At 42.6% G+C, this 12,530-nt stretch carries 9 protein-coding genes; 1 reads left to right on the top strand and 8 read right to left on the bottom strand.

The genetic code is table 11. The annotated features are described in order from the left end of the window. Positions 1 to 8 precede the first annotated feature (8 nt). The 6 genes from MHH52_RS03185 to MHH52_RS03160 all read right to left on the bottom strand — a co-directional run bounded on the left by MHH52_RS03185 (position 9) and on the right by MHH52_RS03160 (position 8,130). Positions 9 to 476, bottom strand: coding sequence for a hypothetical protein (locus tag MHH52_RS03185; protein WP_340006607.1), 468 nt, complete (start codon positions 474 to 476; stop codon positions 9 to 11). A gap of 169 nt (positions 477 to 645) precedes the next feature. After that, positions 646 to 1,089 (bottom strand): CPBP family glutamic-type intramembrane protease, encoded by a 444-nt coding sequence (locus MHH52_RS03180; protein WP_340006606.1) that lies wholly within the window; start codon positions 1,087 to 1,089, stop codon positions 646 to 648. A gap of 589 nt (positions 1,090 to 1,678) precedes the next feature. Continuing rightward, entirely contained in the window at positions 1,679 to 2,314 is a 636-nt protein-coding gene (gene pgmB, locus MHH52_RS03175; RefSeq protein ID WP_340006605.1) for a beta-phosphoglucomutase, read from the bottom strand. Continuing rightward, positions 2,311 to 4,011: a glycoside hydrolase family 3 N-terminal domain-containing protein gene (locus MHH52_RS03170; RefSeq protein ID WP_340006604.1), complete on the bottom strand. Its 1,701-nt coding sequence runs from the start codon at positions 4,009 to 4,011 to the stop codon at positions 2,311 to 2,313. The genes pgmB and MHH52_RS03170 overlap by 4 nt, the downstream gene beginning before the upstream one ends. 29 nt (positions 4,012 to 4,040) lie before the next feature. Further along, positions 4,041 to 5,390, bottom strand: coding sequence for a glycoside-pentoside-hexuronide (GPH):cation symporter (locus tag MHH52_RS03165; protein WP_313640669.1), 1,350 nt, complete (start codon positions 5,388 to 5,390; stop codon positions 4,041 to 4,043). Positions 5,391 to 5,595: 205 nt separating this feature from the next. Continuing rightward, positions 5,596 to 8,130, bottom strand: a complete 2,535-nt coding sequence (locus MHH52_RS03160) for a helix-turn-helix domain-containing protein (RefSeq protein ID WP_340006603.1) — start codon at positions 8,128 to 8,130, stop codon at positions 5,596 to 5,598. A 233-nt stretch (positions 8,131 to 8,363) separates the two neighbouring features. On the opposite strand from MHH52_RS03160, the gene MHH52_RS03155 reads away from it, so the two are divergent. Next, a complete protein-coding gene (locus tag MHH52_RS03155) occupies positions 8,364 to 9,941 on the top strand; it encodes a carboxylesterase family protein (protein ID WP_340006601.1) in 1,578 nt (525 codons plus the stop codon). A gap of 182 nt (positions 9,942 to 10,123) precedes the next feature. Here MHH52_RS03155 and MHH52_RS03150 read toward each other — a convergent pair whose 3' ends face one another. Beyond that, positions 10,124 to 10,867 (bottom strand): GntR family transcriptional regulator, encoded by a 744-nt coding sequence (locus MHH52_RS03150; protein ID WP_313640672.1) that lies wholly within the window; start codon positions 10,865 to 10,867, stop codon positions 10,124 to 10,126. Between the two features lie 128 nt (positions 10,868 to 10,995). Continuing rightward, positions 10,996 to 12,174 carry a phosphopentomutase gene (gene deoB / locus MHH52_RS03145; RefSeq protein WP_340006600.1) on the bottom strand — a complete coding sequence of 393 codons (1,179 nt, stop codon included), beginning with the start codon at positions 12,172 to 12,174 and terminating at the stop codon, positions 10,996 to 10,998. Between the last annotated feature and the right edge of the window lie 356 nt (positions 12,175 to 12,530).

The following is a 12,530-nucleotide window of genomic DNA, read 5'->3' as shown; positions in this document are numbered from 1 at the left end:
CTATAATTCTAGTTATTGATTTTAGTATGCTTATAACTATGCCAAGAATTAGCTAAATGCCCTATCGCTAAACAAACGACTGCAATACTCAGCCAAATGGATTTGCCCCAAATCGCTGCTAGTCCAAATGCACATACAGGGAGAACTGCCATCGGGATCGGAATAAATTCTAACGGGTCCCATAATAATTTAAATTGCCGCCCCTTAACGATATATCGAAGCCAAAGACCATAATAAACAACGATAAACAAGACGATAAAGGCAGCTATTACACCAAATTTCACCTGTTGAAAGTTATCCTTTGAGATCGCAAGAATACCTATACACCCTAATTGACCTACTCTCTCAAAAATTGTATAGACAGTTCCTGCATCTCGCACATCAGCGGGTACATTTTCAGGTGGAAACTTAATCATTTGAAAACTAGGTGCAAGGATGATTAATGCCATTAGTGTGCCGAGAAGTGAAAATCCCATACTAGTTTCTCCCTACGCTAACTTTTTCCCATTTTATCAAATTTATCTAGAGCAACTATATAGCGTCTATCACATTTTTGGAATACAAAAAAGAACTGCAGCCCCTTGTTTTATAAGGAGTTGCAGGTGATTAATGAGACTCTGTCGTAAACGATCCTATTGGATTAAATTAGCGAGTGGATGCCCAAAAGGCCAACCCAAAAAGTGTCCAGTCATTCATTACATGCACTATAAACGATGTCCAAATATTTTTAGTCTTAAGGTATGGATAGAGCAAAACGATACGTGCAATACCAATACCAATAATGGCTTGAACACTATTCCAATTATACGTTTGTAAATGGTATGCACCAAATAAAATCGCTGATCCTACGCAAGCTAAGATTATCGCAGACTTTCTACTCATTTTAAGTTTTTTAACTCCAAAAGCTAGAATGACTAAGAATGGAAGTATCGTTATTAATTCTTCGCCAAACAGCATTGGGATCATTTTCAAGAACGTCGGAAGTGCATCGGCAAAATTACCATTGAATCCTTCACCTACTGGATTAGCGCTCACAGAAAACAATTTCGAAATAATGTAACCAACAGTAAATGTCACAATAAGATTCACAATGTACGTTCCAAGAATTAAAAGAATATCTTAATATGAGGCCTACGCCCCAGGACGAGATATCATATGTGTAATGCTAACAAATATGATTCACGAATTAATTATAATCAATAAAATAAGCTACACAGAGATCTTACTCGAGAACTTAAATAATATTAGCAGTCAATATCAAACGATATTCTTTAAGATTATATATAAGTATTATAACGGCCTAATTAATATTAAAAGGAACAACAAAGAAGAAGGAACAAAGCTTGCTCAATCAGCAATTGATGTATTATACGAATTCGACCAACCCTATCAAGCAAAAACATTGGAGTCATTATTGTCGCAGATCTTAGATTAGATTTTAGTGAAAGTCCTATATTCAAGACTTTTTAGCTAGTTGGCAATTCATAATAATCTAATCGTTGCAGGTGGTTTCGAAGTAATGTCATAGACGATACGCGCCGAGATTCTCAAGCACATCCGAAGGAATACGTACCCAGTTGGCAAGATCAAATGCAAATGACATTGGAAGCTACAAAAGAAGCTAAGACCGGATGATCTTAGCTTCTTTCAGGATTCAACTTCATAATTACTTCGTATTTTAGATCAGCTTGAGCAGTTGATCTATTCGTTGTAGCGTAAAGGTCGCATCCTTGCTGTTCATCGCGTCACCTACCGCTGCAACTTGCATTCCTGCATGGACGCCTGCTTGCACTCCGGCTACCGCATCTTCGACAACTAGGCATGCGGATGCATCACATTCCAGCCGACTTGCCGCGAGCAAGAATACTTCCGGGTCCGGCTTACTTCTCGAGATTTGATTACCGTCGACTACGACGGCGAACCGATCTAACAAGCCTACTTGTTCAAGAATGAACCGCGCATTTTTACTGGAAGACCCTACAGCGGCGGCGACCCCCTTCGTCTTTAATCCTTCCAAGGTCTCCGTTACGCCGGGTAAGATGTCAGCGGGAGAAAGCTGCTCCAGAAACTTGCGATAGATTGCATTTTTCTCCTCTGCTAACGATTGCTTCTGCTCATCTGAAAATTGCTGGTCCGGAGCACCGGACAAAATAATATCCAGACTCTCCATCCGACTCACGCCGCGCAACCGGTTATTGACCTCCTCGTCGAAAGGAATGCCTAGCCGATCTGCGATTTGCTTCCATGCCTTATAATGAAAATGATCCGTCGATACTAGTACACCGTCAAGGTCAAATATAACGGCACGTATCATAGTCTGGCTTCCCAATAGCCGCAGAATGGATCGACCGGATTGGTTCCTTTAAACTCGGATTTCCCTTGCATTTTGTCAACGATCGCATTCAAGGAATATTCATTTCCTGAGTATGCATTGATGAACGTCGGAATACGCGGCACATCCTGCAAATGGAACGGATTCGCGACGGATACGAACATCGTTGGCAATTCTTTAATAAACCATGGAATATCCCCACCGAATGGCGGTGTATAGTTAATCCGCAGATCTGTCTTATTGCTCGCTGTTGCGTAGTTCGCGAAGTAAAGCGCGAAGTCGTATTGCTTCACATAATCCCGAACCGACTTGAACATGGATTGCATGTCCATCGAATCATGGACGGTAACTTCAAATCCAGCAGCACGCAGCTTCTCTACGAATGGTTTATGGCATCCTCCCGCGGAGAAGCTTCCTTCTTCATCACCTAACACGACAACCAGCACTCTCTTATGCGTTTCCGGTGTAACCGGCAGTAATTGCTGCGTATCTTTCACTAACGTTACGGATTGGTCAGCGCAAGCCTGTGCCCATTGGTGATGCTGCTCAGAGCCAATGATCGCTAAAGCTGACTCATCAGGAACCAAGGTATTCGTACGATCTTGTTCATTCAATCTTAAAGATGCCTTCAAGCCAAGAATACGCGTTACAGCTTGGTTCAAGCGTTCTTCCGTCAGAATACCGTTACGAATACCGCTTAGCATATACTCTCGATCTTCCTCGAAGTTCCGATTGAAGAGGAAGATATCGCATCCCGCAGCAATCGCTTTCGGTACAGCCAGCTCACGGCGTTCTGCTATTGTAAATCCGGCCATTAGCGTAGCATCACTGACGATGACGCCGTTAAAGTTCAGCTTCTCGCGCAGCAAATTCTGTAGAATTTCCGGCGACAACGAACTTGGCAACAAATCCTCATCCTTTAATCCTGGATTAAAATGACGTTGGTAGGCTGGCTGCAAAATATGTCCCACCATAACCGTATTGGCGCCTTCATCAATTAACGTCTGGTATACATGTCCGAAAGTCGCATCCCACTCTTCTATGGAGAGGGAATTTATCGATGTCAGCAAATGCTGATCCCGGTCATCGACCCCGTCACCTGGAAAATGCTTAATCGATACTGCCATACCGTTCTCATGGGCTGCCTTCATGTAAGCAAGTCCCATATCAAGCACGGTCTCTGGACGATCGCCAAAGGTACGAACATTCGTAATCGGATTGCGGAAATTCATATTAATGTCGACAATTGGTCCAAAGGACCAGTTCAATCCCACGGCTCTTCCTTCACTACAAGCCACAGTTCCTAGCTTATACGCCATATCCGGATCATTCGTTGCCGCCACTTGAAGCTGTTTCCCGAAGTAAGTTCCTTCCGTTGCAACCCCATCTCCCCCATTTTCCAGGTTGGCAGCGAGGAGCATCGGTATTTTACTGTTCTCCTGCATGGCTTGATGCGCTGAGCGAATCTCTTGCGCCGGACCCGGACGATACATTAATCCGCCTGGCTGGTATTTCTTCACCATATCGATTAAAGCCGCGTTGTCACCCATACCTACCGGGCAAAAGAGCTGTCCGACTTTTTCTTCCAACGTTAAGCCTTCTAATGTGTCTTGTACCCATGTAATGTCTTGTTCGTTCAGGTTAAACGGTTTCTTCGTCAAATCTACTTGATATAGCATATTCTTTTCCCCTCTCGATATCCTGAAATTTACAATACTGGATTATTGCGCGCTTTCAAATCCGCGAGCATTTGGCTCTCTTCTTTATCTAATGTATAGAACAATAGTGCGATAATGGCTAACACGTAACAAACAATAGGAATCCAAATAAAGTTCAAATCGATGGCTCTAAGTGCCGAAGCATTCTGCACTGCTCCCGCTTTATAACCGCTAAGTCCAAGCATCCAGGCGGATAACGCGCCGCCAATACCCATACCGAATTTCACACCGAAGCTTGAGGAAGCTGTCAACAACCCTTGTGCACGAACCCCTGTTTTCCACTCGCCGTAATCTACGGTATCCACGATCATAATAAACAACAATCCGCCTGCAAAACCGCCGCCTAGACTAACAACGATGCTTCCCGCAATCAATACTGCGATACTGCTCGCTTGATCTCCCATGAACATGATCAATTGACCAATAATTGAAACGATTAATCCAAATATCAAAATATTCCGTTTACTGAATTTTTTGGTTAAGAATGGTACGAGAACTAAGGTCACAAGCATAAGCATGTTCAACGCCATGAACACTGGAATCAGGTCCGGTCTTTCGATTTTATACGTAAAATAATACGTTGTTGTCTGCGTCTTCATGATGTTCGCTATCCAGAAAATAAAGTTTAGGAACAACATGATGACCCACGGCCAATTGCCTTTGATCGCCTTGATACCCTCTTTGACTGGTAAAGATTTCTGACTAGAAGCGGATACGACACGCTCTTTCGTATTGAAGAATGCATTGATGAATAGCACAAATGCAATCGATGCAAAAATGATCATCGTCAAGCTAAAGCCTTTGGCATCATTGCCTTGACCTAATTTATGGACAATCGGCAATGTAAATGTCGTTACGGCAATCATCCCTACCATTGCGAATAGCATACGGACCGTAGCAATAACAGTTCTCTCTTGCGGATCACTCGATAGACTCGGCAGAATGGAAGTGATCGGCAAATTGATCCCTGCATATAAAATCCCTAATAGAATATAGGTCACGTAAGCGTATGCAATTTGTCCTGACGAGCTAATATCCGGTACAGAGAACGTTAGCACCGCGACAACGCAAAATGGTAAGGCTAACCATAAAAACCACGGACGTGATTTTCCCCATCTGGTATTCGTCTTATCGATCATGATCCCGAAGAAAGGGCTGTCAAAAGCATCGATAACCCGGGCGATTAAAAATAATGTACCTACAGCAGCCGCACTCATTCCGATCGAATCGGTGTAGTAGAATAACAGATAGGTTGTTACTACTTGAAAGACTAGATTGGATGCGGTATCGGTAAGTGAATAGCTGATTCTTTCAAACCATGGTACTTGTTTAGTTGACATGTTGTTACCTCCTACTCATTATCATGCTTTCATTATAGTAAGCGTTATCAAAACAAACTTCCCGTTATTTATCCCTATACCATCATGGATTTAACCTCTTTGAAACCTGCTTAACCTTTATAAAATTGTTGTAAGGTCAAATATGAACCTGTCAGAAGACAAAAAAAGACCCCTACATGCCTTGCTAGGGATCGTTAATGACATATTAGATTCTTTTCATTTCATACAACTGGACTTCATGCGGTGAAAGCTCTGCTTTGAGATTAAATTGTTGATCGATGAGTTGAACGAAAATTTCCCGTTTCGGCTGGCTTGTGCTCCTTAGGTAGGCAATATCCTCCGAATGAAGATGCTTGGGGTGTCCCATGTCCACCCAACGATCGAAGGAGCTGCCCCATTGCCGGTTTAACGATGTTTTGCGAATCTGATAGCTGCCTGGCGCAAGGCACGACAATTCCAAGGTAAGCTCGAGCGGATCATTATGCTTGAAAATGCGGTATCGGTCGTATTCATTCAAATGAGAGACGTCATTACGACGATACAAGGCATCTGTATGTACATAATGGAATAGGAGTACCTGTATCTCATTCCCTTGTCTCGTAATACAATAGTTCTCACCGCGCTGGATCATCTCAGAACCTAATTTGGCAAGAATTTGATAAGCGTGATAAGCAGCTTTCTCAATCCCGTTGTTCGTCATCAGCCCGAGTCCGCCGTGAAACACTTGATTCGGTACAAGGAACTCTTCCAGAAAATCCGTACACGTCCAATAACAAAGACTATCGACTTGGTCGATCGTATCGATGACGTTCTTCACGATATATGCGGATTGATAGCATGTATCATGAATCAAGTCTCGTTGGTTACCGCTCGAATTCCACTCCGTCAAGTGAATTTCCTTGATATTTGCTCCTGATTCAACAACAATATCACGCGCTTTGGCGATGACTTGCGATAGATAATCTTCAGCCGCCGACAGCGTCCAATATTTCGACATTTCCTCTGCCGTCCAAACGAATTCCTCCGATATCCCTCCATCCAGCTGCATCGCATCATAAAAAATCTGATCGAACGGGTAGCTATGGAACGATATAAAGTCGGGCACACAATGATTTTGCATGCAGAAGTACAGAAAATCCTGTAACCAAGTATCATTAAGAATCGTAGGAGACAACAAACTTGGACCCCCGATTCTCATCTTCGGATACTTCCTGATGACTTCATGGGTTGCCTGATAGAAGGTGAAATACTGCTCTTGAGTCCCGCTCCAGAAGGAGACGACATCCGGTTCATTCCATACTTCAACATACCATGTCGTCATCTCTTCAACGCCGTATCGCTCGATGCAGTGGTCTATCAGTGCTTCGACGAGCCCCATCCAGCGCGTTAATTGATTGGGATAGCTGACATTGCTCTTTTTCACGAAAATCGTCGCATCTCCGGACGCCAGCTTCGAAGGCATAAACCCGAGCTCGATGAACGGCTTCAGGCCAATGCTTAGGAAAAAGTCGAATAGCTGATCCACATAAGTAAACAGATAATACGGCTCGCCCCGTCCGTTCTCATGATACACCATCATTTCGTCGTCGAAGATCCCATGAAACCGGATATAGGAGAACCCGATATCCTTCTGAAGTTGAGTCAGCTGCCGCTGTACCTCTCCGAATAACCCTTCTTTTGCTTTACCAATCGAGGTTAATCTTCGCCAGGTATGCATAAGCGGCGTTGCAGTATTTGCATCGAGGTCGATGCTCTCCGTCTTTACGATCATTTTGTCTTGCATAATAAAGTCGGATTTCTGCGATTCGCTCGGTAAATATTTGAACAGCTCCTTAAAGGCGTCCTGCTGATTCATTTCCAGATAATTCGGGGTCTTCGATGCTCCGGCTTTCGCATGAACGGCCATATCGTCTGCTTGCTTCATACGGTACTCTCTTGGTGTTGATCCGTAAAAATCTTTGAATACCTTATTAAAGGCTTTGATACTAGGAAATCCGTTATTCAGTGCCACTTGGGTAATCGTTAAATCACTGTAAGTCAGTTCAACTAACGCATACTCCAGCCGCACACCGTTAAGATATTGTGAGAAGGTCGTACCTAAATACTTTTGGAAAAATCGAGACAGGTAGTGCACAGATAAAAATTCTTGCTCAGCGATTTCCGTTAGCGAGATGGGTTTCGCATAATTGTGCTGGATGAACTCGGTAATGGCCAAGAGGCGATCCATAAACTTCACATCGGGTGATGCCTCTTTGCCCTGCAATGGATTGGAATAATATCTAACGAGATACGCCATGAGCCGGAACAACAGGCCTTTCAGCTCCAGCTCATAACCCGGTGCTTGTTTCGTATATGTCAGCATCATGTACGCCAATATTTGCCGGATCGGATCGAACTCTGTCTGGTGCTGATGGTCGTATAGGTAAGAATCACAATGGAACTGGAGCTCTTTTATCCCTGCGAACTGCTCTTCTATATAAGAATGAGACACCTGCAGCGCTAAGATCAAGCTGTTCTCATCGCCGCTGATCGAATGAACCTCTTTCGAATTAATGACGGTAATGGCTGATTCGTGCAGAAGATGCCGCTCTTGTTGCCGAAACAACTCGATCGTGCCCTTCAGGACAAAGATGATCTCTAAATTCTCATGCCAATGCATCTGCACATGATTCGGGCGATGAAGCAATAACCGGAACGGAATATAACGATTGGTTGTGATGACCTCATAGGTAGTTTTCATATAGGTATTATTCCACATTTTTTTCGTACTTAGCAATCAGCTGGAGGGAAGTGATGAATTTTGCTGCATAAGGGAATATTGACTTTTTTATCACGATTATTTTCTTATCCTGAAGTCAGACCTGCTGGATTCCAGAAAAGAAGCAAAGAATAAGGATAAAGCAGATAAGTTTCCTATATTTTCACGATCCTTCTCTTATTATAATGGGACTATCTTATGTAAGGAGGATTTCGATGATGACAGCAAAAAATTTCGTATGTTCCTCAGCAGAACCCATTGTACAGACCAAAGCCGGAAAAATTAGAGGCTTTCAGGTAAACGGCACGTATACCTACCACGGTATCAAGTACGCAGATGCCCAGCGTTTCCAGATGCCCACAGAGGTATCCCCATGGGATGGGGTTAAGGATGCATTGGCTTACGGTCATGTATCTCCCATGCTAACCCAGGATCATCCCGTCATGGAAGTGCTGGTTCCTCACCGTTACTGGCCTATGGATGAGAATTGCCAGTATCTGAACATCTGGACCCAGAGCCTTGAACCGCAGGCTAAGAAGCCTGTTATGGTATGGTTACACGGGGGCGGTTTTGCAGCTGGCTCTTCCATTGAACAGGTAGCTTATGAAGGAGACAAGCTTAGCGAGTTCGGCGATGTGGTTGTAGTAACCCTAAATCACCGATTGAATATTCTGGGGTACATGAACCTTTCTGCTTTTGGAGATAAATATGTCAATTCCGCCAATGCAGGAAATGCCGATATGGTAGCAGCTCTGAAATGGATTCAGGATAACATTGCAGCTTTCGGCGGCGACCCGAAAAATGTGACCATCTTCGGACAGTCTGGCGGCGGTATGAAGGTATGGACACTGATGAATACTCCGGCTGCAGACGGCCTGTTCCATAAGGGTGTTATCCAGAGCGGATTAATCGATGGATTTTTGGACACTAGCAAGACCGATGGCACCGCCATTGTAAAGGCACTGTTGGCAGAGCTTAACCTGGGTGAAGACGAAGTGGAACAATTGGAAACGATTCCTTATCCTCAGTTAGCTGCAGCTTATAATAAAGTTTCACCGACGCTCGCAATGCAGGGGGAATACATTGGTGGCAATCCTATGCCTAATGAATTCTATGTAGGCGACCCTAGAGAAGTGGGCTTTACCGAGCATGCGAAGACCATTCCGGTGTTAATTGGTACCGTATTTGGTGAGTTCGCTTTTGGCCCCGGCGTTCCGAACAAGCAGGAGGTGTCCGAGGAAGCCACATTGGAGATGCTGACCCAAAAGTATGGCAATCATACGGAGGAGTTGGTCACACAGTTTAGGGAAGCGTATTCGGATAAACACTTGTCCGACCTGCTGTTCTTGGATCCTTTCTTCCGCATTCCGACCAAGGACTTTATTGAGAAGAAATCCGTACACGGGGAAGCTCCTACCTACTCCTACTTGTTTGCTTATGAATTTCCTTTTGAGGGCGGCAAGTCAGCATGGCACTGCTCTGAGATCCCTTTCGTATTCCATAATACGGAACGCGTTCCCGTTTGCCTCATTCCGGGTGTTTCGGATCGGTTGGAGGAACGCATCTGCGGTGCTTGGGTAAACTTTGCACGTTATGGCAACCCCAACATCCCTTCTCTGCCAGAGTGGCCGGCAAGTACACCGGGAGATGAGGCAACCATGATTTTTGACCGCAGCTGTACAGTAAGACACAATTTTGATCATGCGTTGATGGAAGCCTTATTGAAAACGAACCCGAGACTGCCCTTCTTGCCAAGCGCTGAGGAGGAAGAGGAAGGTTTTATCCTGCATTAATACATCGTATGAACAGCAGAACGTATAAAATCCGCGATAAACTCGTTGATTAGGGTCAAAAAACCTCCCTTCTATCTGTTAAATAACGCAGATAAAAGGGAGGTTTTTTCAATTAATTATTATTCCCACTCAAACGTTGCTGGTGGTTTCGAAGTTATGTCATACACGTTTTAGGTTAGCCTTTAACCTTTAGTTATATTTAATTTTATATTCGAGAACTGCTGTGGAATATAAAATTTATTATACATTAACGGATAATCTGGCTCTGTTTTGTCGTAAAGGGTTTCTAGTAGTAAAAAGCACTCGTTCTGGCCTTTTAATTTATCTTTCGAATCCGCTAAATTAACGGTATGCGTATATTTAATTTCAATATTTCCATGGTTAGCATCTACATAAGCCTGGTTCTCTAGAAAGTCCAGCATTCCCTCATTATTATCAAGATCCAAGGATAAACTTTCTACCGTTTGCATGGACATAAAAGTAAAAGCATAAGCATGTAGCTCGCCTCCCTTTCTATACAAACGTTCTAAAGCTACAACTGTAGATGAATCCCTTTTTAATACTTGTTTTGTATGTTCCGTTTGCGGGTCTATCCGATAATGTAAATCGATTTGGTCAAATGTGCTGATATGGCATTTATGCATAGGGTTACTTAATTTCTCTAATTGTATGTCCTCTTGTTTATAAGAAGATTCAAGTACAAAGTTTCCCTTACCACGTACATTTCTTACTAATCCATCATCTTGCAAAAGAACTAAAGCTTGCCGTAAAGTTGCGCGACTAACCCCTAGTTTTCTTGCTAAATCCGGTTCTGAAGGAAGCTGACTACCTACGAGGTATTCTCCTTTCGTAATCTGAAGAAGAAGCTCATCATATACATTGATATAAAGCGGCCGTTTCAATTTATCTAATTTATGTGTATTCATTCATCTAGTGTCCTTTTCTCCCCATTATGACACATCATTTTTCAGGCGACAAGGAATGTCATTTTCTGCTTCAATCATAACGTAAAAACCTCCAAAAAGGATTTTTGGAGGTTTTTATGTTATATCAATTATTTAAGAAATTGCAAGAAAGACTCACCATTGTCTGGCATATGAACATCAAAATTATCTGCTATCGTTGCACCAATATCAGCAAAAGTATCATGCTCAGGTAGTGCACCACTGTCCCTTAATTGTTTGGAATAGACTAGAACAGGAATAAATTCACGCGTATGATCTGTACCAGGGAAGGTTGGATCATTTCCATGGTCAGCTGTAATAATTAATAGATCATCTTCTCGCATAGAATCCAATACCTCATCTAATCGCTTATCGAATTCCTCTAATGCTCTTCCATAACCTTCTGGATCACGACGATGACCGTATAAAGCATCGAAATCAACTAAATTCAAAAAGCTCATTCCAGTAAAATCCTTTTTCATGACTTCAAGCAGTTTATCCATGCCATCCATATTGTCTTTCGTACGAATGGATTCTGTAACTCCTTCGCCATCGAAAATATCATTGATTTTACCAATGGCGATTACATCATAACCTCCGTCTTGCAAGCTATTCATGACGGTTTTATGAAATGGTTTTAAAGCATAGTCATGACGATTGGAGGTTCTCGTAAAGTTCCCAGGTTCGCCTACATAAGGTCTCGCGATGATACGACCAATTAAATAGGCTGGGTCTTTTGTGATTTCCCGAACTTTTTCACAAATATCATATAACTCTTCTAATGGGATGATTTCTTCATGAGCTGCAATTTGTAGAACCGGGTCAGCAGATGTATAGACAATCAGATCCCCTGTTTTCATTTGATGTTCGCCATATTCATCAAGAATAGCCGTTCCACTTGCAGGTTTATTCGCTACTACTTTTCGTCCAGATATGTCCTCGATCTGTTTAATCAATTCGTCGGGGAATCCATTTGGATACACATTAAAAGGTTGATCAATACTTAATCCCATGATCTCCCAATGTCCCGTCATTGTATCTTTTCCGACTGATTTTTCCTGTAATTTAGTATAATAAGCAAGTGGTTTACCTGCTTTCGGAACACCTAAGATTTCTTCAATATTGGACAGACCCAATTTGGCTAAGTTGGGCAGATTCAATCCGTTCATATGTTCTGCAATGTGCAATAGGGTATGGGAGCCAACATCGTTAAATTGATCCGCATCTTTTCCTTCTCCAATGCCTACTGAATCCATGACGATCAAATGTACACGTTTAAATTTCTTCATTTTACCCTCATCCTTTGTCTAGTACTTGAGTACGCCCTTCTGATTTCCGACCCAATAAAAGCCCAAATAAATAATAGCTAATCCTGCAATGGCTGCAAGAACGATAACGATACTGCTGTAATTCAATGCCGCCTGGTCCTCTGTTACAAAACGTAAAAATCCGAATTGTAAATCCTCTTATCGATTAATAAGTATCCAAATGGATATCATAGACAGAGGTTAACAGGAACGACAATGTATTCAGCGCATAGACAGCGTATAAAGAGTTAAGAATAAAGGCCACAATTAATGCAAATAGAAATTGTTTATTTTTAAAGAAATCAATAGTAATAAAAGCATTTTTATTTTTACTGATA

The organism is Paenibacillus sp. FSL K6-0276 (assembly GCF_037977235.1).
In the GTDB taxonomy this organism is placed as follows: domain Bacteria; phylum Bacillota; class Bacilli; order Paenibacillales; family Paenibacillaceae; genus Paenibacillus_AQ.
This window is presented reverse-complemented; position numbering and strand designations above follow the sequence as displayed.